Origin of the sequence: Actinoplanes sp. NPDC026619 (assembly GCF_040638295.1) — a bacterium.
Lineage (GTDB): Bacteria > Actinomycetota > Actinomycetes > Mycobacteriales > Micromonosporaceae > Actinoplanes.
The window spans coordinates 38732-61399 of the sequence record NZ_JBEZYA010000033.1 but is presented as its reverse complement, the minus strand read 5'-3'; the positions used below and the strand labels follow the sequence as shown (position 1 = coordinate 61399).

The following is a 22668-nucleotide window of genomic DNA, read 5'->3' as shown; positions in this document are numbered from 1 at the left end:
AGCCCGTTTGCCCCCTCGACAGGCTTAGAGGTGACCGGCGCCTCGCGTCGGCGGTTGCATCTCTTTCGCGGTGAGGCTTTCCGCGTGCCCCGCATCGATTACCTAGGCTCGCGGGTGGGACAGCGTCCCCGGTTCACCCGGCAGGCCGGCAGCTGAAGCCTCGTCGCAGTTGAGGATTTCAAGTACCTGCGCCGGAGCGGTCAGCAGCGTCGCCTCTGGGTGCGAGTGCATTAGCTCGTGGCAGCCCAGGGACATGGGTGAGGTGACAGGCCCGGGGACCACCATTGCGAGCCGGTGCAGCGCCAGCACTCTGTCCATCATCTGGAGGCTGCCGCTGCGCGGCGCCGCTTCGACGAGGACCGCGCCCGCAGCCACGGCGGCGACGATGCGGTTGACTTCACATCGGCTGCGCCCGTCGCTCTATAAGCCCATCACGACAATTGATGGATAGGCGTTGCGTCACAATCGGGCCGGTCTTTGGGAATTCAGATCCATTACGGCTATTCTTGTCAATAAGTATCGAGTCAGCTTGTTCTGACAAGAAATTCCTGGGATTGGAGTAGCGTGGCTAAGCAAGTCATCACCAAACTGGTGGACGATCTGGATGGCGGCGAAGCCGATCGGACAGTGGAGTTCGGTCTGGATGGCGTGAACTACACCATCGACCTGTCGGAAAAGAACGCCGGCAAGCTGCGTAAGGCGCTGGATCCTTATCTCAGCGCGGGAACGCGGATCGGGCGCGCGGGCATCGGCGGGGTGTTGCCTCGCGGCACGCGCGGGACCGGCTCTGCCAGTAACCGTGAGAAGAATCTGGCGATCCGCGAATGGGCGGTCAAGAACGGCCACGACGTGTCGGACCGCGGCCGGATCCCGAGCGCCGTTGCGGATGCGTACAACGCGGCGCATTGAGCGGCGTGCAGGAATGACACCCGTGGCGGCCCGCCGATGGTGGCGGGCCTGCTGCGAATTCGTACTCCCAGGAGAAACACGCGGCTGGGTTGTTGGTGTGGTTCCGACAGATTCACGACTGCCGTCCAGTTTGACAATGACCGCAGAACGGGCCTTCACCTATCGATAAGAAACTTGCTGTTAGTCCTTGCGGCGTAGATGTGCGTGGGCGGCGCGCTGGATGTCGATCTGTCGGTCGGCCCCTGCTGGTCGGAGCTGGTCGACGATGCTCCACGCTTCGTCGAGTGCTTGGCGAAGCTCAGCGGTCCGGGCGGCGTGTTGGCCCATCAAGTCGTGTCGGACCTTCTCGAGTCGCTGCAGCCATCCGGCTGCGTTGCCGGCAGTGGGGTCCGGCTCGACGCCCCGGGGGTCCAGCAGATCCATGGGGACAACGGCGGCTACGGCCTGTCCGTGCTCGGCAAATCACTGTGACCTGGCGGCTCAGGCGGGTCAGTCGCACCAGCTGCACGAACCGTGTACGCGCTTCGTTGATCGCCAATTCGATGCGGGCGGGTGCTGGGGTCGCGGCCGAGGCTGCCATGAAGTCAGGATGACGGCTACGTATGACATTTCCGCCGTGGCCGACAGGCCAGTCTGCGGCGGCGGTCGCTGTGGCGGCGCCGTGCCGCAGCCAGCGGGCAGGGCTTCGACTCCGATGATGGTGCGATCGGTCAGCGGGCCGCCGCTGGTGAAGCGCGGTGAGCGGCGGCCCGCACGGGATCAGGTGGGCGGGGTCGAATCAAGGGTGATGAGGGTTACGTTGGCCGGGATCAGCTGGTCGTCGACGTGGAAGCGGAACTCCTCGAACTGGTGGCCGGCACCGCGCCCCGACCAGCCCACCGGATGCGCGGATCCGCGCAGCGCACCGGTGATCACGACGTCACCTGACCGGCCGGCACACCCTGATCACCGCGGGCAAAGGGCGGCATCTGCGTCAACGCCTTCGGGTCCAGATCGACCACGATCGGTAGGTGGTCCGACAGCCCTTTCGCCTGGTCGGTGTCGACCACCTGGTATTCGCGTAGCGCTGCCGGCCTGGTAGTCCAGAACACGTCCTCGCGTCGCTGCCAGCCGCCGCGGTGTCCGCCAGTGGCCTGCCAGGCTGCGCCGAGCGTGGGCGCGACGTCGGAGAACCCGCTGCGCTGCATCATGTGCGCGGGCCGCCGATCAGCTAACGGCGGCGCGTGCGGGTCGTCGTTCCACCGCACCTGCCGCGCGATCCACTGCGGGGCCAGCGCTGCCCAGTCCGGGTCAGGGTCGTACTCCGGGTCGGCGCCGAAGGAGTTCCAGTCCGCGCCCACGATCGTCGCGTCCGTCAGCGGTAGTTGCCCGGTCAGGGTGATCGCGTCGCAGAGCCGCTTGTCCGGGTTCCACGGCGCGAGGTGGGTCACCGCGACCGTCAGCGGGATATCCGCGCCGATGTCGAGTCGTACGACGCCCAGGCCGTGCCACATCAGCAGGTCGTAAGCCTTCGACGAGAGCACGTGATACTCGGGCCGCCACAGGATCGCCAGGTGGCAGTCGGAGTGCCGGGCCGGGACGGCGAGAGCAACCATCCCGAGCCCCTCGGCGATCGACGTCACCAGACGATCGAGCTCGTCCCTGTCGGCGTCAGCGGCATAGATTTCCTGCAGACAGACCACGTCCGGGCGCAGCAAACGCAGCATCTCGTGCTGGCCTGCGCGGGTACGCATCGCGGACCTGCCGTACGCGAGCATGTTGTAGCTGACCGCGCGGAACATCGGCGTGCTCATGCCGCCCCGCCCGCAGGACCCGCAAGCCGACGGGAACCGCCTTGATCGCGCGCACCGGCCCGGTAGTTGAACGTAACCGCCAACAAGATCATTACTGTGGTCCTTCTCCGAGAACATGGGCGGGCAGGCGGAAGCGGAGGGGTTGCCGGCCGGCATCTGCCGTCGTGGACGCCGTCAAGGCTGCTGACGTTCGTGGCAGCGGCCGTCCCGGTGGTGATGCCGCCGGCATCACGGCCGGCAGTCGTGGCGATGTTGTTCAGGTATGTACGGAAGCGACCGGAGATACTCGCGACGCCGAGCAAGGCGCGCAGGTCGTCGAAGGCGTCATCCTTTGGCCGTGATCGCGGGCGTGGCCGGCTGCAGCGAATCATTGGTGAGTCTCCGGGACGTGCGGCGCAGGCCAGCGCAAGACCAGGCGGAGCAGGGCGCTGAGGATCGACGGGCGCCTGCGGATGGTGGTGTGCCATTGCGGTGGCCCGAACCGCTGGAAGCCCAGCGCGGCCAGGCCGTCGTGCAGGCCGGGCAGGTGCGCAAGTCCCCAGATCAGCACGGCGTCCTGGTCACCGCCGGATACCTCGGCCAAGACATGCTCTTCGCGGGCCTTGATCAGCACATCGCCGCCGGGCTGGCTGGCGGCCATCTTGGCGATGCGTTTGTCGCTGGACATGACCCGCAGCATCACCGCGATCTGCAGGCGTAGCCGGTTGAACCCGCTGCGGCTGGTGTCGGGCCAATCCATCGCCCGCATTTGCCGGGCGGCGATCGTGCGGGCCAGCGGTAGTCCCAGCCGGCGGATGATTTCCAGGGTGCTCAGATCGACGAATTGCCAGCTGTCGGGGTAGCCCAGGCCCCCGATCTGGCCGGTCCAGCCCAGCGCCATCGTCCGCCGATTGACCAACTCACGGGCGCGGTGCAGCCGGTCCAGGACTTCTTGTTCCTGCTCGTCCGCTCCGGTGTCCGTGCCGGCCCGGTGGCTGCCCTCGCAGTACACGACCGCGCCGTTGGCTTCGAGTTTGTCGATCATCTCGCGCAGGCTCTGCCAGTAGGAGGGCTTCCCGAAGTGGTAGGTGCCGATCACCGTGACCGTGCGGCCGGTTGCGGGGTGTGTGTAGCGGCGCACCGAGGTTTGAACCTGCCGGGCGTGAGTCCGAATGTATTCGCTGGTCATGCGGTGACAGCTCCTGACGAAATGAGGGATGGTGTCCGGCCTGGCCGGCGAAGCGGTGCCGGCCGGTGATGGTGTGTTGGCGGGTCGAGCCGCCAGCGCATGGTGGAAGGCCAGGCCGGGTTCGCCCAGACCGAGTTCCAGTCCGGCCGGCTGGGCGGTGACCCTGTCACGGGTGCGGGGCTTGACCGGTCAGTCGGCCGGGCCGGGCTTGGGCTTCACGGGATTCCCGCGGCGGCGTGGTGGTATCGGGTGATGGCGTCACGGATGCTCTTCAGCTGCACCCAGGCGTACACGGCGAACCCGGCGCAGTTGAGGCAGACCAGGAGCAGCTCGGTGGTGTAGACGGCCGTCGCCGCCGCGGCGGCGACGGCTGCCACGAGGTGCGCCTGAACGAGCCTGCCGGTGATAGCGAGCACGGTTGACGGCTGGTGACCGCGGCGGCCGGTGGCCGCGGCGACACTGATCAACGCGAGCGTGACCGTGCTGGCCGCGGTGAATCCGGCCAGCAACGCGACGGTGACCGCGCTGCCGGCGGGCCAGGTAACGGGCCAGGGAATCAGCAGGGTTGTCAGTGCTGTCCCCGCGATAGCCATGCCGAGGGCATGGACACCGCAGGCGACAGCGAGGCTGGTCAACCGTCGCCGCAGGCCTCGCGTGTGGCGACCATCCAGCCCGGGTGCGGGTGCCGCCGCTGCGGGCAGCGGCCGGCGGGTCACTTCGGGCGCGGCTCGATCGGAGTCCGCCGGCGGCTGTCCCCACGCCGGGGCGGGCGGAAGCAGGCCGTGCCAGCTGGCACGGCCGGGCCGGTCGGGGTTGGTCATCCGGGCGGGGCACAGTTCGGGATCGTCGGCGGGTGGCAGGACCGTGTACCGCACACCGGCGTGCGCGTGATCGCAGTAGCCGTGGCCATGTATGCCGAGCCAGAACTGCAGGACGGCGGTGAGCTTTTCGGTACCGATCAGAACGTGGGGGTCGTCGGCGAGTACGGCAGCGATCGCCTCGGCGGTCCCGTGCCCGTCGCCGCCTTGCGGTGGCAGGATGCCGGCCTTCACGGCAAGGCGTGCCAATGCGGCTCGTTGCCGTTGCGGGTGACCGGCGCTGAGCAGCACCGCGGTGACCTCGTCGGCGTAGCGGACCCACTCGGACAGCTGCGGGTGCGGGCTGGCCACGGCGGCCCAGCGCAGGGCCACCTCGACCAGTTCCAGAGCGTGGTCCGGGTCATCGATGCCAGCGGCCGGGTTCCGCCCGGCGAGCATCTGCGGTAACGGCGCCGGCCGGTCCACCATCCGGCCGTGGGCCGTATCCACGCCGGAACCGCTGACAAGCGGGTGATCGTGGAGTTGCCTGCTGCCCGCACCGTCGGGCATGGAGGTGTTCGCCGGGGCGGCGTGTTGCTCATCGGTCATGGCAAATCTCTGTGAGCTGATCGGCGGACGAGCCGCGTCGGTGGCTGGCGCGCGGGGTGTGGTGACCGGCTCGGTGGTCGATCCCGTCCGTGCTTCGCCAGCTACGGCTGAGGTGGCCGGTGTCGTCTGCCGGGCGGGCGCATGGCTGCCGGGCGGTGTCGGTAGCGGGTACACCGGTCACCTGTTCCCGCTCGGTGGTGTGGTGCTCAGGCTGGCGTGGTTGTGGTAGCGGGCCGCCGCGTCGGGGTGGCGGGAGCCCGTTTCAGGGGCGAGGTCGTTCCAGGGCACGAGTCGTCGGTCGGTGTCGTCGAACAGCGGCACCCAACCAGCCGTGCCTTCGAGGACGGCGGGCCGCCATTCGGTGACGAACCCGTGGTCGGCGTCATGATCGTCATGCAGGTGCAGCTGCGCCCAGTGGTGGGCTGCGTCGGCGTCGGTGGCGTCGAGGTGCTCGATGGTGGCTGAGTGGTAGCCGGTTGTGCCTAGCGTGTCGAGGCCGTAGAGCACCCAGCAGTCGTCGTCGTTGTGGGCGAGGAAGTACGTCAGCCCTGGCGCCTGCCGCTTATCGGTGATGTGCACCGGCCGGTCGCGGGTGGCCGGTGCGGGTATGCCGGGCCGGATCGTGCGCCGCTGGTGCGGGTTGTCCACGGTCGAGAACGGGGCATGGGGGTGCAGCGTGGTGTAGGTGCGGGGACCGCGCACGTGTGTGAGGGTGGGTTGTTCGGGCCAACCCTCGATGTACTGGCTGAGGACAAGGTCGTCGGGTGCCCCGTCGGTGTAGGTGAGGCCGTCTCTGGTGGTGAACACGATGCTGTCGGGTTCGATCAGCCGGATGTCGGCGGGAATGGGTGTGCCATCGTCGAGGTGTTGGTCGCCTTCATGGACGACGCTCAGATGATCACCGATGTGGTCGGTGACGAACCGCCACAGGGCGATGCTGGCGGGCCGGTCGCGGTGGGCGTGACCTCGGGCCCGGCTGATCACGCCCGTCGCGGACGGGTTTGGCAGGTGGTGGTCTCCGAGGACGAGCCCGATACGGCAGGGCAGGCAGGTCAGCACGACGCGATCGGCGGGCAGATACGGCCCGGCCCCCGTGCTGCCGGGTGTCTGCTGGGTGTCGGGAGCAGCGGTCACCGCGGCACTCCTTGCGCGTGGGTGGGTGTGGTGGCGACGCCGGCCAGCACGGTGGGTTGGACGGTTCGCGGCCAGTCGGGTTCGGGCCGCCACTCGGTCGCGGCGACGAGGCCGGGGTCGATCAGCCGGAAACGGCTGCCGGCCAGCAGTGCGGTCGTCTGTGCAGGGTCGCGGATGGTCAGCGGCGTCGGTGTCTGGTCATACAGGTCCCGGATGGCCTGCTGTCGTCGCGCTCCGCCGGGCGCCAGGTCCGGGCCGATCTGGGAGAGCACCAGGTAGCTGCCGGGTGCGGTCGCGGCGTCGATGGCGGTGATGATCGCCGTTGGGTCGTCGCCGTCGGTGAGGAAGGACAATCGCCCGGACATCAGGACGGCGACCGGGTCGCCGAAGTCGAACAGGGCGAGTACCTGTGGATCGTCGAGGACGCTGTACGGGTCGCGGATGTCACCGTGGACCGCGACGGTGTGCGGAATGTCGGTCAGCACGTCGCGGGCCAGGGCGGCCTGGACGGGGTCGGGGTCGACGTAGGCGACCCGCACGGGGCAGTCCGCTGTCTGGTGGACGCTGCCGGGCAGCAGCGCGCTACCGCCCCCGCCGAGGTCGAGGAACTGGCGGATGCCCTTGTCGGTGAGCCACCACACGGCCCGGCCGCAGAACTCCCGCTCGGCGATCGCCGCGTCGCGGGCCGCGGGGAACACCGCGCTGATCTGATCCCAGAGGTTCTGGTCGACGGCCAGGTTGTAGGCCCCGCCCAATGCCCAGTCGGTCATGCGTGCCGCGCTCGGCACGGCCCGGTAGCTGCGGGAGAACGCGTCCAGATCCTCGGCGATGGTCACCGTGCTGTCTCCAGGGCAGGGGCCGGCTGCCCGGTGGCGCCCACCCCGGCTGTCACCGGCATGCGGATGGGGCCGGGGGTGGGGCTATTGGCGAGGGTTCGCCCCAGCACGTAGATCGGCGGAGCCGAGAGCATCGGGGTGATCGGCTGGCCGATCGTGTGGTAGCCGGCGTTACGGGCCAGGGCGAGCAGGGGGTTCGGGGCGAGCAGGAACACCTCGGCGGGCTCGGCGGCGAGGTGCTGGTGCCAGTCGGCCAGCAGCGCCGTGCCGATACCGTGGCGTTGCCGGGCGGGGTGAACGCCGATGGCGAGCAGGTGATGATGCGCCCGGGTGGGGTGCCGCTGCGCGAGCAAGGTGTGCAGCAGGCGGGAGCGGTGGGCATCACCCTCGACGTCCAGCAGCACCGCGCCTGGATCCGGGACGAGGTCGGCGCTGCTGGTGCAGGTGGTCCACACGATCGCCGCCGTCAACCGGCCGGCGTCGTCGACGACCCGCACGCGTCGTCGCGTGATCTGCTCGCTGACGAGCGTGACGAGGCGAGACGGCAACTGCCGCGTACCCGCGGGCGTGGCGGGCAGCATCCAGCGCACCACGCTCGTGGTCGCGATGGCGGCGGTCAGGACATCGGCGACAGCGGCGGTGTCCCATGCACCGGCGTCGCGGATGTGCAGGTCAAGATCCGCAGGCATGATCAAGTCGATTCCGATTCAGACGGTCGGCCGGAAAAGGGATGCTGCTTTCGGCGGCCGGTGGTGGACAGCCGGAGCGGTGTGCGTGGCGGCCCGTTCACAACGTGGGCTCCGGCGGCGCGCACGCACGGTCGAGGTCGTAGCGGCCAGTGCGGGAGCGCCGCACGACCTGTGCCTCTTGCAGCAGCTGGTGCACCAGGCCGTAGGAGCGGCCGAGCTCGCCGGCGATCTGCCGGATGCAGGCCCCGGCGGTGTACCGGCGGGCGACGAACAGTCGTAGTGCCCGCCGCTGATCGGCGGGCACCCGCCTACGCGGCGACCGGGATACGGCGGTGGGTAGAGCGGGTTGAGGATGCGGGGTGGCGGTCACGGTTCTCACGAATCGTCTGGTAGGGATGCGTGGCGCCGGGCTTGCAGGCAGGGGTCCAGCTGGGCCAGCGCTTGGAGGAGAACGCAGTTGTGGGCCGTCGCCCAGCGGGTGATGCAGTGCTGCGGGTCTTCGGGCCGGGTGATGATCAGCGGCGGCGCCGGCAGGACGGCTCCCAGTTGGTCGAGCAGCTTCTGTAATCGCCGGCCGGTGCCGGTTCTGCGGTTGGCCTCGACGGAGATCGCGAGGGTGACGATGCGGTGTAGCGACATCGGCCCGAGGTCGTCGAGCAGTGCCTTGAGGACACCTGAGTAGGTGAGCAGATACGACGGTGACGCGACGATCAGCAAGTCGGTGGCGCGCATGAGCGGGACCGGGTCGGGTGGCCGCGTGCCGTGTCGGCTTCTGCCGGTTTGGTCGCGGTGAGCACCGAGATCGAGCATCCGGACCGGGTGGTGCGCGGGGATGATGCCGGTGGTTTTGAGGGCTTTGATCACGGTGTCGGTCACTGTCGTGGTGAGAGAGTGCGGGGCTCGGCTGCCGACGACGTCGGTCACCCGGATCGGGCGATGGACTGTGGTCATACCGGTTTGCGGCTGACTGGCGGTCATTCGTTGCACCGCCGCGACGCCCGTGGCGGTGTTTCTCGCGCCGTCGTCGCGCAGAGACAGGTCAAGGTCGGCAGGCATCAACAGTCCCTTCCGGCCGCGGCGGGCGCGCCGGTCATGGCCGCCTGGCCACGGCCGCCCAGCACAGGGCTTGCTCGGCGGTGGCGCCGCCCGGCACGGGGTCGACCTCAGGTCGCCAGTCGATGACCGAGACGATGCCCGGCTCGAGCAGGTCCAGCCCCAGTCCGGCGATCAGGACGGTGATCTCCTGCTTGCTGCGGGGCCGGGTGGTGCCGTGCGCGCTGACGTTGCCGAGTTCCTTCTGCATGGCTTCGCGTTGGTGTGGGGGTAGGTGGTCGAGGGTGCCGTGGCTGAGCGCGAAGATGCTGCCCGACGGCAACGCCTGCAGCAGGGTGCGCAGGGCGGCGAGGACAGCGATGTCGTCGGGCAGGAAATGCAGCACGGCGATGCACGTCAGCGCCACCGGCTGATTCAGGTCCAGGGTGGCGCGCAGCGCCGGGTCGGCCAGAATGCGGTCCGGGTCGAGCAAGTCGGCCTCGATGTACGCCGTCTTGCCTTCCTCGCTGCTGGTGAGCAGAGCGCGGGCGTGCACCATGACCACCGGATCGTTGTCGACGTAGACGATCCTGGCCGCGGGATTGATGCTCTGCGCGACCTCGTGCAAGTTCGGCGACGTGGGGATGCCGGTGCCGATGTCCAGGAACTGGGTGATCCCGTGTTCGGCGGCGAGCACACCCACGACCCGCCGCAGGAAGTAGCGGTTTTGCCGGACTGCGACGGCGATGTTGGGGTTGACCGCGAGTAACTTTCTACCGGATTCCCGGTCGGCTTCGAAGTTGTCTTTGCCGCCGAGCCAGTAGTCGTAGCGCCGGGCCGGGTGCGCTGTGCTGGTGTCGATCCGGTCGAGCCCGGGTGTGGTGTCGCTCATGTGGGTGTCCTGGTGTCGCTGAGGTAGGGGCGTGAGTGATGCGGGCGGCATCACTGGTCGTCCGGTCGCGGTGCGGGGTCAGTGCGGTCACGGATGGGATCCTGGCGGGCTCGGTGGTGCCGCCGAGCCGGTCAGGCGGTGCAGGGCGGTGAGCCAGTCGCCGAACCGGCGGGCGGGCTCGGTCACAGGCGGCTGCCGGGTGGGATGCCGCCGGCAGATGAGCGGGTGGTCGTCTTGGACGGCGACGATCTGGGTGGCGAGTTCGGCAAGACTGGTGCTGCAGGTCGGCAGCAGCTCGGGGTAGGTGCGCAGGACCCGCATCGCGGTGCGGGTGTGGCCGCAGCCGGCGAGGATCACCGCCCATGCGGCGAGGATGAGGGCGCCTTCACCTGCGGGTTGGTGATGCGCGTGCCACAGGCTCATGGCGTGGCGGATCTCGGTGGTGGCTTGGTCGCATTGGCTGATGGCGTGGCGGGCGGTGGCGAGGTAGCGGCACGCGCTGACGATTTCGCCGGGGTCGCTGAGCCGCCGGGCGGTGGTGAGGCGGTGCTGGTGCAGGCGATAGGCGTCGAGGACCCGGCCGTGCGCTGCGAGCTCGACGGCGTGTGCGAGGGCGGTCTGCCGGGTGGTCGGGTGGTAGGGGCCGTGCAGGTGCTGGCTGGTGGTGTGGGCGTAGCCGGTCCAGCCGAGCCGGGTGCGTGGGTCGGCGACAGTCGGGTAGTGGCTCATGGCGGCGCGCAGGATCAGCGGGTCGCGGGGTGCGTCGGCCGGGTTGAGCTCGGCGAGCAACGGCACTGTGCCGTTGATGGGCGGTGCGGCGGTCGGGGTGCGGGTCGGCGGGTCGGCTGGTTGGTGGTCCCGGCGGGGGCGGGGCCAGGCGGGCCGGTGCGCGGCGACAGGATGGGCTCGTTGGTCGTGGCCGGTCATGCCGTGGCTCCGTTGATGGCGATGCCGAGACGGGTGTGCAGGGTGTCGCGGATGCCCGGGTCGTCAAGGTCGGCGGTGTCGAGCGGCGGGCCGGCGTGTCCGTTGTCGAGCACCGTGATGGCGGTGGCGACGGCCTGGGCGAAGCTGATGTTCTGCTCGGCCAGCAGCACGGTCTGCCCGGCTGCGGCGATCTCGGTCAGGACGTGCCGGAGCTGGGTGATCAGCGTCGGGGCGAGACCTTCGGTGGGTTCGTCGAGCAGCAACAGGTCCGGTGCGGTAAGCAGGGCGCGGGCGAGGGCGAGGAACTGCTGCTGCCCGCCGGAGAGCTGGGCCGGTGGCCGGTCCATCGCGTCGCGCAGCGACGGCATCAGCTCGAGGATCGTGTCAATGTTCCACCTGCGCTGTTTGTGTAGCCCACGGTCGGCGAGGCGCAGATGTTCGGCGGTGGTGAGGGTGGCGAACAGGCGCCGGCTTTGCGGCGCGATCGCGACCCGGCCTCCGGCCCGTACACCCGTGGGAGGGTGCAGGTCGTTGCCGCCGAGCTGGATGTGTCCGGCTCGGGCGGGGTGCAGGCCGGCGAGGGTGTTGAGCAGGGTGGTTTTCCCGGCGCCGTTACGGCCGAGCAGCGCGTGCACGGCGCCGGGGTGCAGGTCGAGGTCGACGTCGTGCAGTACGTCGGCGCCGTGGTAGCCGGACCTCAGCCCGCGCACGGTGAGCAACACCGCCTGTCCAGCGCCGTGCTGCGGCGGGGTGCGGACGGCGGCCTCGTTGGCGGAGGGTGGTTGCAGGTAGGCGTCGCGGACCTGCGGGTCGGCTTGAACGGTGGTGGGGGTGCCGGTGGTCAGGTGGCGGCCGTGGTGCAGGACGGTGACGGTGTCGGCGACCGCCCACACCAGCGGCAGGTGGTGGTCGACCAGCACCACCGCTGTCTGGTCGGGCAGGCCGGCCAGGATGGTGGTGACCTGACCGATCCCGGCCGGGTCGAGACCGGCGGACGGTTCGTCGAGCAGCAGCAACGCTGGCGGGGTGGCGAGGGCCATGCCGAGTTCGAGCAGCCGCCGCTGGCCGTAGGCGAGCCGCCCGGCCGCCAGGCCACGGTGCGCGGCGAGGCCGACACGATCGAGGGCGTCGGCGACGGCTGCGTCACGCCGGTCCCGGCGAGCGCCTGGCAGGGCGAGGCGCATGTTGTCGCCGACGGTCAGCGCGGTGACGACGCCGGGGTGCTGGAATGTGCGGGCGATGCCGTGCCGGGCCCGTCGGTGCGGCGCATGGCCGGTGATGTCGCGGCCGTTGAACAGAATCCGGCCGCCGGTGGTGGGGCGGCTGCCAGCGATCAGGTGCAGCAGGGTGGATTTTCCGGCGCCGTTGGGTCCGATGACCGCGTGCCGGACGCCGGCGTCGACGGTGAGGGTGAGGGGGTGCACGGCGGTGAGGGCGCCGTACCGGGCGCTCACGTGTTCCAGGCTCAGCAGTTCAGTCACGACCGGCCTCGCGGAATCGGCCAAGCTGACGTGCCGCGGTGGCAAGGGCGGGGCGGTGGTAAGCGACGAGCACAAACAGCACGCCGAGTAGCAGTGGGGTCGCGCCGCCGCTGCTGATGCCGGCGGCGTCACGTACGGCGACGATGAGTACCGCCCCGATGGCGGCGCCGATGGTGCTGCCCGCACCGATCGTCGCGGCGAGCAGGGCCAGCGAGGCGATGTCGAAGCCCAGGTCGGCCGGGGAGATGTATTGGTTGACCGTGACCAGCAGCGCTCCGCCGGTGCCGGCGAGGGCGGCGGCGATGGTGTAGCCGGCGATCAGCCGGGCGGTGACGTGGTGCCCCAGCGCGGTCATCCGCGGTTCGTGTCCCCCGATGCCCCGCATTACCAGGATCAGCCGCGAGCGCAGCAGGACGGCCACCCCGAGGCCGGCCAGCGCTGTGACGGCCAGCACCCACCAGTAGACGAAAGCGGGCGCGGTCAGGGCTGGGCCGCCGGGCCACAGCACGACCGATGGGGTGCTGATCCCTTCGTCGCCGCCGGTGACGGTGCGCCACTGCGACGCGGCGGTCGCGGCCAGGGACTGCACAGCGAGGGTCGCCATCAGGAACGCGGTGCCGCGGGTGCGCAGCACGATCGGCGCGGTCACCGCACCGATGATCCCGGCGGCCACGGTCGCGGCCGCGAGTTGCTCGACGGCGAGGGTGTGCCCGGCGCGGGCGAGCAGGGCGGCGGTGTAGGCGCCGACCCCGAAGTAGGCGGCCTGCCCGAACGCGGGTAGTCCGGCCACCCCGACCAGCAGGTGGGTGCTGACGGCGAGGACGGCGAAGACCAGGGCGGTCGCGGCGACGGTCACCGGGTAGGGGCCGACGAGGGCGGGCCAGGCCAGCGCGACGACCGCAGTGAGGGCCGCGGCTGCTCGGGTCAGGTGCCGTCGTCGTCGGCTGGCGGCGGTGACGGTGCTGATGTGCGGCGGGGTGGCGGTGAAGGTGGCGGTCATGCCCGGCTCACCGCTGGGATGCGGCTGCCGCGGACGACCAGGACGATCAGGACGGCGGCGAACAGCAGGAACGGCGCGATCGCGGGGACCGTGACGGTCAGGGCTTGAACCTCGCCGACCAGCAGCGCTGCGGCGAGGGTGTGCGGGACCGATCCGGCACCGCCGAGCACGACGACGATCAGTGACAGCATCAGCACACGGGTGTCGACGCCGGGGGCGGGGCCGAGCAGCGGCGCGCCCAGCACCCCCGCGGTCGCGGCGAGGGCACCCCCGGCGGCCAGCGCTAGGGTGCGGACGCGGCCGGTGCGGATCCCGGCGACGGCGGCCATGCCCGGGTCGGCGACGGTGGCGCGCAGCACGATCCCGGCCGGGCTGCGCCGCACTATGAGGTGCAGGCCGGCAGCGAGCAGCGCGGCGACGCCGATAAACAGCAGCCGGTAGAGCGGGTAGCCGTGCCCGGCGATGCTGATGCTGCCTGCCAGCACGGTGGGTGGGTCGGCGGCGCGAGGTGCTGCGCCGAATGCGGCGGTGAAGGTCCAGGAGGCGATGAACGCGATGCCGAGGGTCAGCAGCGCTTGCTCCAGGTGCCCGCCGTCGCGCAACGGCCGTAGCAGAGCCGCGAGGACACCGCCGCCGAGCGCCCCCGCGCCCAGCCCGGCGAGCACCGCGACAACCAATCCGCCGATACCGCCGCCGCTGGTGGTGGAGGCGAGGTAGGCGCCGGCGAGGTAGAGGCTGCCGTGGGCGAGGTTGAGCACGTCCATGACGCCGAAGATCAACTGTAAGCCGGCGCCGACGGTGAACAGCAGCATCCCGTAGGCCAGCCCGTCGAGCCCGTTGACCAGCATGGTTGCCCCGGCCACGGCAGCCTCCTCTCCTTCTGTTCTTCTCTTCTTTGGCGGCGGGTGCGGGCTAGAGCGGGCGGCGGCCGGCGGCGGTGTACATCGGGTACGTGTAGCCGAGAACCTCCGGGTCATCCATGCCGTCACGCAGCACATCGAGCTGGCGCATGGTGACGCCGGCGCCGAGCAGCGACTTCTGCTTCTGGCGGCTGTTGCAGGCGTGCAGCTGCATGCCGGGCTGCCCGCCGCGCCAGAGCTGGTTGTGGACCAGACCGCTGATGTCGGTGAGGCCCGCGGCGGCGAACACCGCCGGGATCCCGCGGGCCCAGCCGGCGTCCATGCCGCGCCGGGCGCCCAGGCTGATCAACGCCTGCTGGAAGGCCCGGAACGCGTCGCGTAGTTCGTCGCGGCCGGTCAGCAGCATCTCGTCCAGGTGGGTGCAGTCCCAGTCGGAGATCACCAGCAGGCCACCGGGCTTCAGCGCGGTGATCGCCCGGTGCAGCAGTTGCTCGCGCTGGGGCAGGTGCATGAACAGCAGCCGGGCATGGATCAGGTCGTAGACACCGTCGCCGAGGTCGGCGTCCATGACGTCGCTGGTGCGGATTTCGAGCCCGTCGCGCGGATGGATGTGGCGGGGGTCCTGGTCGATCGCGACGACCCGGTCAGCGCCGAACTGGTCGGTGAGCAGTCCGGCGACGGTGCCGCCACCGGAGCCGAGATCCAGACACTGCCAGTCGATCTGAATGTCGAGGCCCGCCAGGACGGTCTCGGTGTGCCCGTCGAGGATCTGCCCGAGCAGTTCGACCTGACGTTCGGCGTCTTCGGTGGAGTTGTCGAACATGTACGTGCTCGGGATAGCCGTGCCGCTGGGGGTGGGCATGAGGTAGCGCTCCTAGTTGGTGAGGGTGGTCAGGGTCTGCTGCACGACGTTGGCTTGGGTGCGGCCGTCGGTTTGCACCCGGCGCAGGTAATAGGCCTGGTTCGGGGAGTGCTGGCCGCCGAAGCGCCAGTCGCCGCGAGGGCTGGGGATGGCGCCGAGCTTGCCGATCGCGGTGTTGATGCTGGCGCTGGTCGGCTGGGCTCCGGCGGCGGTGATGGCCTGGTCGAGCACAAGCCCGGCGTCCCAGCCGGAGACGGCGTAGATGTTCGGCACCGTGCCGTATTTGCGCTGGTAGAGGGTGACGAAGTCGCGGTTGGCGGGGTTGTCGAGGTTCGGCGCGTAGTTCAGGACCGTGTAGACGCCTTCGGCGGCCGGGCCTTGGGCTGCGAGGACGCCGCCTTCGGTGAGGAACCCGGAGGCGTACAGGGGGATGCCGAGGTTGGCTTGCTGGTACTGCTTGACGAAGTCGACGGCGGTGGTGCCGGCGTAGAAGGTGAAGACGGCTTTCGCGCCGGAGTCTTTGATCTTGTTGAGGTAGGGCAGGAAGTTCGTGGTTGCGGGGAACGGCGTCCAGGTGGTTTTCCCGCCGGGGTTGGCCAGGGTGCCGCCGGCGGCGGTGTAGGCGTCAGTGAAGCCGTTGACGTTGTCCCAGCCGCCCTGATAGTTCGGGCCGATCGTGTACACGGAGCCGTGGATGGTCTGTTTCAGGTAGGGGGCGATGGCTTTGCCGAGTTCGTTGGACAGCCAGCTGGTGTTCCACACATAGGTGACGTTGTGGATGACCGAGGCCCGGCCGCCGGCGCCGATGAACGGCACCTTCTTCTGCACGGCGAGGTCGGCGACGGCGGCGTTGGCTTCGCCGCTGGCGGTGCCGACCAGCACGGTGGCTGCGTCGGCGTCGAGGAGTTTCTTCGCCGCGGTCAGGGCGGTGGCGGCGCTGGTGGCCTCGTCGCCGGTGCTGGTCTTGATCAGGTGGCCGCCGAGTTTGCCGGCGTGCTGGTCCAGGTAGAGCTGCCAGCCCTTGGCCTGGTCGTCGCCGATCGTCTTGTACGGGCCGGATTGCGGCCAGATCAGACCGACGGTGATGGTGTCACCGGTCTGGCCGGTGCTGGTGTCGAGGCTGGAGCCGGAACAACCGGCCACCAGCAGCAGGGTGGCGGCCAGGCCGCCGGCCGCGAGGTGTCGCAGATGCACAGGGGTGGTTCCTTCCGGGTGTGGGGTCAGGCAGAAACGGGGGAAGAACGGGTGGCGCGGTGCACGTGAATGGCGTGTTGTACGACGCGGACGAGCGCGTCGCGGACCTGGGCGCGGTCGCGGGCGTCGCACCGCAGCACCGGCACCTCCGCGGGCACGTTCAACGCCTCGCGTAGTTCCTGCTCGGTGACCGGGCCCGCGTGCGGGAAGGCGTTGACGGCGACGGCGTAGGGCACTCGGTGCTGGTCGAAGAAGTCGATGGCCGGGTAGGCGTCGGCCAGCCGGCGGGTGTCGGCGAGCACGACCGCGGCGATGGTTCCGGCGGCCACGCTGTTCCACATGAACCAGAATCGGTGCTGCCCGGGCATGCCGAACAGGTACAGCACCAGCCGGTCGTCGGCGCGGTCGTCGATGGTGATCCGGCCGAAGTCCATCGCGACTGTGGTGGTGCCCTTGCCGTCGCGGGTCTCATCGAGGCCGGCGGAGGCTTCGGTCACTGGGGCCTCGGTGCGCAGCGGCGGCACTTCGGATACGGCGGCGATGAAGGTGGTCTTCCCGACGCCGAACCCGCCCGCGACGGTGATCTTCGCCGCCCGGTACCGGGTGAATGGCTGGATCATGCCGGTACGCGGGGGCCCGGATCGAGGACCGGGCCGATCGCGTCGCCCAGCCACGTCAGCTGGTCGTCGATCAGGGCGAGGTCGGCGTTGGGGGTGGCCAGCACGATCAGCACCACGTGCGGGTGGGGTTTCTGCACCAGCACCCAGCCTTGACCGAGGTTGGTGACGACCCGTTCGACACCGTCGCCGTTCATCAGTTCAGACATGCCGTTCGCCAGCGACATCTGCCCGACAGCGGCCGCGGCGAGCTGGTCGCGGACATCGTCGTTGATGTGCCGGCTGGCGGCCATCGGGATGCCGTCGACAGAGATGGCGATGGCGTGCGCGATCTCGGGGTCGGAGTCGCAGAACCGGTCGAGCAGGAACCCCAGGTGCTGGCGTTGCGCAGCCGTGGGTTGCAGGATGCCGGTGGCATGGGCAAAGACGGTCATGGTCAGCCAATCTGCCGAGGGGATACGGACGGGGACGTACGAGAGGCGGTCCTCGTCAGGGCCGCCATGCCGCGGCGGGTCGCGGCACGGTTGCGCTGAGCCGGGATCGCGGGCGCAGCCATCGCCGCCGGGACGGCGAACTGTCCCGGCCGGCGTACCGGCAGCCCGCTGGACGTCGACCGGTCGGTCCCGGCCGGGGCCGTGGCCAATGCCGCGGTGGCCCGCTGCGCGGCCTCGGCGGCCTCATGGCCCGCCTGCCACGCCTGCGGCACCATCGGTGTGCCTGCGACGTCGTCGCCGGAACGGAAGAACGCACTGTCGTGCACGACCGCGTTATAGATCTCGAGCCGGGGCGGCACTTCAAGGCCGTTGGCGGGCCTGCCCGCAACGGGCAACAACGCGGTCTCCTCGACCAGCGCCGGTACGGCGAACACTGGCGCCGGGCTCGTGTACCGCTGCCCTGCTGCTGCCTCGGGCAGGCCGCGGATGACCGGGACATCCTGGGGTGCAGCGTCGACCAGCAGACGCGACGGGATGACAACCTCAGCGCTGGTCCCGCCCACCTCGCGCTGGCGGAAGGTCACCTTGACGTTCAGCGGGGCGGCCAGACGGCCGATGACCGGGATACCCATGTGCCGGGCCGCGGTCGCCAGGTCGAAGTCGGCGAGGTTGCGCTCGATCTCGGCCAGCTTCTCCGGAGGCAGCCCCACACCTTGATCGTCGATGTGCAGGTAGAGCAGGTCCCCGAGCCGGACGCCGGAAACCGTGACGAACCTGTTGGGCGGCGTGAAGTACAGGGCGTTGACCAACAGCTCGGTCAGGATGTGCACGACGGCATCAACGGCGTCCGGCACGATCGCCCAGTCCGCGGTGACCTGAGAATCGTTGACCCGGCTGGAAGCACCCTCGGCCCAGCTGATCGCCGCCTTGACGACGTCCTGCACCGAGATCGGATGGTCCACCGACTGCTGTGGCCGGGCGCCCGCGATGACCAACAGGTTGTTGACTGTTCGGCGGGCGCTGGTGGCCTGCTGGTCGGCGGCGAACAGCAACTCCAGCCGGGCCGGGTCCTGCTCATCGCGTTCCAGCCGATCCATGCTGGCGGTGATCTGATTGACCACACCCTGAAAGCGGTAAGCCAGCGACCGCATGATCCGGTAGGTCAAGGCCCGTAGAGCCGCCTGTTCACCGGCGAGCCGGGCAGCCACCGCGGCAACGTCGTTGAACGCGACGGCGACCTTGCCGACCTCATCGCTGCCGTGCACCGGCAGCGCCTGGCCGGCGTGCTCGACCGTCGCCGCAACAACCTTGTCGTCGGGGTGGTGACTGATCAGCTGATCGACCATCTCCGGCAGCTTGCGGCGGGCCAGGTCGGTCGCGCCGCTGTGCAACTCGCCCAGCGGGCGGGTCAGCGACCGGGTCATCCGCCACGCGAACACCGCCACCACCAGCAGCACAGCCAGCACGCTGACGCCGAGCACGGCGATCTGGCGCCGTTCCCGGTCGCGCTGGACGGTCACCTCTTGCACCAGTGAGGTGTCGAGGTCGTACTCGATCGCGTGCAACTGGGTCATCCGCGCGCCCACCGACGACGCGAACCCCGCCGCGGTCGTGTTCAAGTCCAGGCGGGCGCCGGGCTGGGTGCTGACCGCGAGGGCCTGCAACCGTTCCCCGGCGATGACTGCCTTGCCGCCCGCCTGCCCGGACAACAGCGTCAGCGACCGTTGCGGCGCGAGCTGCCGGAACTGCTCCGTCCCTTGTGTGAAACCGGCGTCGTTCGCGACCAGTTGCTGCTGCTCGGCTGCGGTCAACGTTCCTGCGCTGATCGCCGGCAGGGCACTGACCTGGATCAGGCCAAGGCTCTCGATCGCCTGCGACAAGATCGCGCTCGCCCGCAGGCTGTTCGCCGTCGCCGCGTCCACGCCCAGCTGACTCATCGCGGCCCGATACGCCAGCAGATCCGCGATCACCGCACGGTAGCGGAACACCACCACACTGGCCGTCGCGTCCTTGCCGGACCGGACCTGCTCACGCAGCAACGCCAATCCGGCCAGCTGCTCGCTGACCCGCCGTAACACCGGCTGCAACGCTGCCGGAGCGCGCACTGGCCGCGACGCCTCGGCGAAACGCCGGGCGAGTTCGTCGGTGCGAGTGGTCTGTCCGATGAACACATCAGGCACCGCCCCGGAGGTTCCTTGGGCGAGTACCAGCGCCGCCGCCGCGCGTTCCTGCTGCACCTGCCCGGCCAGCTGTCCGGCCACCAGACTCAACGCGACCAGTCGCCGTGCCTGCTCCGCCCCCGACGCCGCCGACTGCGCCGCCACGGCGATCACCCCGGACAGGCCGAGGATCGCCGCCACGGCCAGCACCAGAAGTAGTGCGAGCTTTACGCGGATGGGCTGGTCCGCCAGCCGCCACCTGCGCCGTGGCGCGGACGGTGTCACAGGATCCGCGGCCCTCACGCCCGCACCTTCCTGTGCGCCGCCGCGGGGGCGTGCCGATGTCTCATCCTGCCGACCACACAGACATATCGGCTGTCTAATGTGGACTCACGGATTGGAGTGCAGGTCATCGTCAGGGGTCCTCGGGGAACGATCGTGGGCGGATAGGGATGAGTCGGTCCGCCGGTGGTGGCCGACTTCTGCGGATCCTTCGAGCTGGGCCTGCACGCGACCGGATGTCGCGCAGGCGTCCGGTGGGGCTGCCGGTGCCGCGCCGGGGATCACGGGGGCAATCGGGCCGGCGGTCGGGCGCACCTTGGGGCGGCAGCCCCACCGGAGCTATTCCCGTTTCGGCGGGTCCACGGTGCGGGCGCCGGGCGGTAGTACCAGCGCATCGAGCACGCCGTGCGTGCCACCACAGCGGCGGCACAGAAGACGAACGGCGTCCGGGGCGGTCTCCTCGGACTCTTCGTACTCGTGCGGCAGGTAGTGCACTTCCTCAACGACACCCACCGAGTTCTGATGGAACTGGAAGCAGTCGTGCCGCCGACCGTTCGGGTACAGCCGAGCGATCTCCGCCGTAGGCAGCTGCCTCAACAGTCGGTCGTGCACGTCTAGGCAATCGGGGCGATGCACGATCACCGCCGGTGGTAAGTCACGCTTGTCCGACATCAGGCCACCGCTTTCTCGCCGGCGTTGCCGCGGTAGGCGCCGATGATGCGGCGTACGGCTTCCTCCTGGCCGAGCTTGCCGAGGTAGTCATCCAGCGCCCTCACCCGACGCACATACGCGTTCCAGCGATCACCGAAGCTGGCGTGGATGTAGCCGATGTAGACGCCTTCGTAGAGCACGCTGTAGCCGCCTGAGGTGGACACCGTCAGGGTGGCCCCTGCGATTTCGCGGGTTCGTGGCAAAACTTGACGGTCGGTCATCGACTGCGCCCGCCCGGGCGAATTCCGCTGGTTTTCGCCGCCTGCACCGAAAGGCGCGGAAGAACGGTCAACCTGCGCATGCAGGAACAGAAAAAACGGGGAGTTGAAGTTGCGACTATTACCGTACGTCTGTCGGAGGAGTGTTTCCGTGCGTGATCATTCGATTCTTGACGAATGCCCCAACGGGGGCAATCCATGGAATGCCAGTCCCGATGGTTGCGGGCGTGATCAACGATAGCAGCGGCGGCCATAGTCACGCCCGTTGCTGAGGGTTCGCACAAGCCTGCGGAGGTCTGCTGAAATTGTTCCGTGACACATCGGTGATTAGCGGCAGACTCGCCCGGCACTGGTGCGACAAAACTGTGGGTGCCGTCCGGACGGCATACCCGAATCAAAAACCAAAGTTGCCGATCCGGCCTGGAAACCGACCTAGTGTGTGCATTCCTGACCAGAATCGGTGAGCCCGTCGGGATTGCCTGATCGGCGGGAGAAGCCGGGACCGGACAGGGCAGACCTAAGGCAGCGGCCCCGTCGAGCGCCAGGTGAAGGGTGCTGGTCATCGTCGACTCCTCCGCTCCCACTGTCTCTGGTCTCGCCGGCTCTCGCTTTCAGGCGGTCGTGCCTGGCTCGCTCGAATCGACGTCTGGCGTGTGGTGAGTCAACGATCACGGACAGTCGGCCATGCTGGGAAGACCGTTTTATGGGGAGCTTTACGGGGAGCCTTACGGGGAGGTCATGCCCTGACCTGGCATTTCTCTACACAAGTGTTTACGCACGCAGCTGAGAACGTTCAGAGCGGGGTTAGGCTCTCCACCAGAAGGCGGCAGACATGCGTCGGTCGCTGTGGAATCGTGTGCGCGGAAGAGGTCAGACCACGGTGCCTGGGCCATATGTGCGACGCCTGCGCCTGTCCCGCGAGTTGAAGGGATTACGGGAAGGAAACGGTCTGTCGATCGACGCGCTCGCGCGCGAGGTCGGTAGTCGTCGGCAGCGCATCAGCGAGATCGAGAATTGCCATGTCCGGCCGGATGATGCCGAGATCAACAAGATCCTCGACTTCTTCCGCGTCACTGAACTGCGGCGCGCTGCGATTCTTGCCGCCGCTGCGGACGCCCGTCATGTCGGCTGGTGGGAGAAGATCTCAGCCGCGATCGGGCCGCGGCAAGCGCTCTATGCGGATCTGGAGTCCGGTGCGGGCCTGATCAGTGAATACCAGCTCACGTTACTGCCTGGCCTGTTGCAGATCCCTGAGTTCACGGCCGCGTATGCGCGCGTCGACCGGACTCTCTATGCCGAGACGTTCGACCCGGAGCGGGCGGTCGAGGCGCGCGCTGCACGTCAAGCGAACCTGGCCCGGTCTAATCCGCCGCGATATCACGTGGTGATCGATGAACTGGCGATCCGGCGCTTCGCCGCCACGGCAGGAGCCGCGCACGAACAACTGGAGCACATCGCGGTCATCCTGCAGGACAACCCGGGTATCACAGTCCAGGTCCTGCCTGTCAGCGCGAGAATCCCCGGAGGGCTGACGCCTCGATCGGCATTCTCGATGTACCAATATCCGGATCCGGACGATCCGGTGGTGGTCGCCGTCGACACGATCACCTCGGACCTGTTGCTGACCGAGCCGGAGCATGTCGCTCCCTACCTGCGGTTGCACCAGCGGCTCAGCGAGGCGGCGTTGAGTCGCTCCGACACATTCGACTTCCTCGTCATGGTCGGCGAGGACCTAGATAGGACAGGATGACTCCTATGACCGATCTCAGCGTGTTCAGCACCTGGTTCAAGACGCGCAGGAGCGCCCCCGACAGCAACTGCGTGGAGGCTGCCTTCGCCGACGATGACAGCGGCCGTGTGGCCGTTCGTAACTCGAAGGACCGCGACGGGGCAACGGTGATCTTCACCGGTTCGGAGTGGGCCACGTTTGTCGCCGGTGTGAAGGACGGCGAGTTCGACCGCTCCTAGCTTCTTGACGAGTACCGGCTGCGACAGCGCCGCTCGGGCTGCCATCGCCGGTACGCGAGCGAGGTGTGGACTGCAGTTCGGGACTTTGTTCGCGAT

At 69.2% G+C, this 22668-nt stretch carries 26 protein-coding genes and 1 pseudogene; 5 read left to right on the top strand and 22 right to left on the bottom strand.

The window, feature by feature from the left end; genetic code table 11:
- Nucleotides 1-177: 177 nt before the first annotated feature.
- Nucleotides 178-393: pseudogene (locus AB0E90_RS43845) on the bottom strand (DNA-processing protein DprA); the annotation flags it as partial.
- A 171-nt stretch (nt 394-564) separates the two neighbouring features.
- Here AB0E90_RS43845 and AB0E90_RS43840 point away from each other — a divergent pair.
- The gene (locus tag AB0E90_RS43840; RefSeq protein ID WP_360418276.1) at nt 565-909 is read left to right on the top strand and encodes an Lsr2 family protein; all 345 of its coding nucleotides are present in this window, start codon (nt 565-567) and stop codon (nt 907-909) included.
- A gap of 204 nt (nt 910-1113) precedes the next feature.
- Entirely contained in the window at nt 1114-1380 is a 267-nt protein-coding gene (locus AB0E90_RS43835; protein WP_360418275.1) for a hypothetical protein, read from the top strand.
- Between the two features lie 288 nt (nt 1381-1668).
- Here AB0E90_RS43835 and AB0E90_RS43830 read toward each other — a convergent pair whose 3' ends face one another.
- Nucleotides 1669-1824 carry a hypothetical protein gene (locus tag AB0E90_RS43830; RefSeq protein ID WP_360418274.1) on the bottom strand — a complete coding sequence of 52 codons (156 nt, stop codon included), beginning with the start codon at nt 1822-1824 and terminating at the stop codon, nt 1669-1671.
- Complete coding sequence (locus AB0E90_RS43825; RefSeq protein WP_360418273.1) at nt 1821-2702, bottom strand: endonuclease/exonuclease/phosphatase family protein; 882 nt, start codon at nt 2700-2702, stop codon at nt 1821-1823. The genes AB0E90_RS43830 and AB0E90_RS43825 overlap by 4 nt, the downstream gene beginning before the upstream one ends.
- A gap of 164 nt (nt 2703-2866) precedes the next feature.
- Here AB0E90_RS43825 and AB0E90_RS43820 point away from each other — a divergent pair, with 164 nt between their 5' ends.
- Nucleotides 2867-3043: a hypothetical protein gene (locus AB0E90_RS43820; protein ID WP_360418272.1), complete on the top strand. Its 177-nt coding sequence runs from the start codon at nt 2867-2869 to the stop codon at nt 3041-3043.
- A gap of 26 nt (nt 3044-3069) precedes the next feature.
- On the opposite strand, the gene AB0E90_RS43815 is transcribed toward AB0E90_RS43820, so the two are convergent.
- The 19 genes from AB0E90_RS43815 to AB0E90_RS43725 all read right to left on the bottom strand — a co-directional run bounded on the left by AB0E90_RS43815 (nt 3070) and on the right by AB0E90_RS43725 (nt 20607).
- Nucleotides 3070-3870: a hypothetical protein gene (locus tag AB0E90_RS43815; protein ID WP_360418271.1), complete on the bottom strand. Its 801-nt coding sequence runs from the start codon at nt 3868-3870 to the stop codon at nt 3070-3072.
- Nucleotides 3871-4085: 215 nt separating this feature from the next.
- Nucleotides 4086-5276 (bottom strand): hypothetical protein, encoded by a 1191-nt coding sequence (locus tag AB0E90_RS43810; RefSeq protein WP_360418270.1) that lies wholly within the window; start codon nt 5274-5276, stop codon nt 4086-4088.
- Between the two features lie 177 nt (nt 5277-5453).
- On the bottom strand, nt 5454-6410 hold the full coding sequence (locus tag AB0E90_RS43805; RefSeq protein WP_360418269.1) for a hypothetical protein: 957 nt from the start codon (nt 6408-6410) through the stop codon (nt 5454-5456).
- Nucleotides 6407-7246 (bottom strand): SAM-dependent methyltransferase, encoded by an 840-nt coding sequence (locus AB0E90_RS43800; protein WP_360418268.1) that lies wholly within the window; start codon nt 7244-7246, stop codon nt 6407-6409. The genes AB0E90_RS43805 and AB0E90_RS43800 overlap by 4 nt, the downstream gene beginning before the upstream one ends.
- Complete coding sequence (locus AB0E90_RS43795) at nt 7243-7935, bottom strand: hypothetical protein (protein WP_360418267.1); 693 nt, start codon at nt 7933-7935, stop codon at nt 7243-7245. The genes AB0E90_RS43800 and AB0E90_RS43795 overlap by 4 nt, the downstream gene beginning before the upstream one ends.
- Before the next feature lie 97 nt (nt 7936-8032).
- Nucleotides 8033-8239: a helix-turn-helix domain-containing protein gene (locus AB0E90_RS43790; protein ID WP_360418266.1), complete on the bottom strand. Its 207-nt coding sequence runs from the start codon at nt 8237-8239 to the stop codon at nt 8033-8035.
- A gap of 71 nt (nt 8240-8310) precedes the next feature.
- Nucleotides 8311-8991 (bottom strand): NAD(P)H-dependent oxidoreductase, encoded by a 681-nt coding sequence (locus tag AB0E90_RS43785; protein ID WP_360418265.1) that lies wholly within the window; start codon nt 8989-8991, stop codon nt 8311-8313.
- Between the two features lie 34 nt (nt 8992-9025).
- Complete coding sequence (locus AB0E90_RS43780) at nt 9026-9859, bottom strand: SAM-dependent methyltransferase (RefSeq protein ID WP_360418264.1); 834 nt, start codon at nt 9857-9859, stop codon at nt 9026-9028.
- Between the two features lie 87 nt (nt 9860-9946).
- Nucleotides 9947-10786, bottom strand: a complete 840-nt coding sequence (locus tag AB0E90_RS43775) for a hypothetical protein (RefSeq protein ID WP_360418263.1) — start codon at nt 10784-10786, stop codon at nt 9947-9949.
- A complete protein-coding gene (locus AB0E90_RS43770) occupies nt 10783-12267 on the bottom strand; it encodes an ATP-binding cassette domain-containing protein (RefSeq protein ID WP_360418262.1) in 1485 nt (494 codons plus the stop codon). Before AB0E90_RS43770 ends, AB0E90_RS43775 begins: the two co-directional genes overlap by 4 nt.
- The gene (locus AB0E90_RS43765) at nt 12260-13267 is read right to left on the bottom strand and encodes a branched-chain amino acid ABC transporter permease (RefSeq protein ID WP_360418261.1); all 1008 of its coding nucleotides are present in this window, start codon (nt 13265-13267) and stop codon (nt 12260-12262) included. Before AB0E90_RS43765 ends, AB0E90_RS43770 begins: the two co-directional genes overlap by 8 nt.
- Nucleotides 13264-14130: a branched-chain amino acid ABC transporter permease gene (locus tag AB0E90_RS43760; protein ID WP_360418260.1), complete on the bottom strand. Its 867-nt coding sequence runs from the start codon at nt 14128-14130 to the stop codon at nt 13264-13266. Before AB0E90_RS43760 ends, AB0E90_RS43765 begins: the two co-directional genes overlap by 4 nt.
- Before the next feature lie 49 nt (nt 14131-14179).
- Nucleotides 14180-14989 carry a class I SAM-dependent methyltransferase gene (locus AB0E90_RS43755; RefSeq protein WP_360418259.1) on the bottom strand — a complete coding sequence of 270 codons (810 nt, stop codon included), beginning with the start codon at nt 14987-14989 and terminating at the stop codon, nt 14180-14182.
- Nucleotides 14990-15001: 12 nt separating this feature from the next.
- The gene (locus tag AB0E90_RS43750) at nt 15002-16183 is read right to left on the bottom strand and encodes an ABC transporter substrate-binding protein (RefSeq protein ID WP_360418258.1); all 1182 of its coding nucleotides are present in this window, start codon (nt 16181-16183) and stop codon (nt 15002-15004) included.
- A 26-nt stretch (nt 16184-16209) separates the two neighbouring features.
- On the bottom strand, nt 16210-16803 hold the full coding sequence (locus AB0E90_RS43745) for an ATP/GTP-binding protein (RefSeq protein WP_360418257.1): 594 nt from the start codon (nt 16801-16803) through the stop codon (nt 16210-16212).
- A complete protein-coding gene (locus tag AB0E90_RS43740) occupies nt 16800-17234 on the bottom strand; it encodes a roadblock/LC7 domain-containing protein (RefSeq protein WP_360418256.1) in 435 nt (144 codons plus the stop codon). Before AB0E90_RS43740 ends, AB0E90_RS43745 begins: the two co-directional genes overlap by 4 nt.
- A gap of 2 nt (nt 17235-17236) precedes the next feature.
- The gene (locus tag AB0E90_RS43735; protein ID WP_360418255.1) at nt 17237-19603 is read right to left on the bottom strand and encodes a nitrate- and nitrite sensing domain-containing protein; all 2367 of its coding nucleotides are present in this window, start codon (nt 19601-19603) and stop codon (nt 17237-17239) included.
- A gap of 411 nt (nt 19604-20014) precedes the next feature.
- A complete protein-coding gene (locus AB0E90_RS43730; protein ID WP_360418254.1) occupies nt 20015-20347 on the bottom strand; it encodes a hypothetical protein in 333 nt (110 codons plus the stop codon).
- A complete protein-coding gene (locus AB0E90_RS43725) occupies nt 20347-20607 on the bottom strand; it encodes a hypothetical protein (RefSeq protein WP_360418253.1) in 261 nt (86 codons plus the stop codon). The genes AB0E90_RS43730 and AB0E90_RS43725 overlap by 1 nt, the downstream gene beginning before the upstream one ends.
- Nucleotides 20608-21436: 829 nt before the next feature.
- Between AB0E90_RS43725 and AB0E90_RS43720 the strand changes: the two genes are divergently transcribed.
- Both AB0E90_RS43720 and AB0E90_RS43715 read left to right on the top strand, forming a co-directional pair.
- Complete coding sequence (locus AB0E90_RS43720) at nt 21437-22354, top strand: helix-turn-helix transcriptional regulator (RefSeq protein ID WP_360418252.1); 918 nt, start codon at nt 21437-21439, stop codon at nt 22352-22354.
- Nucleotides 22355-22359: 5 nt separating this feature from the next.
- On the top strand, nt 22360-22572 hold the full coding sequence (locus AB0E90_RS43715; protein WP_360418251.1) for a DUF397 domain-containing protein: 213 nt from the start codon (nt 22360-22362) through the stop codon (nt 22570-22572).
- Nucleotides 22573-22668 lie beyond the last annotated feature (96 nt).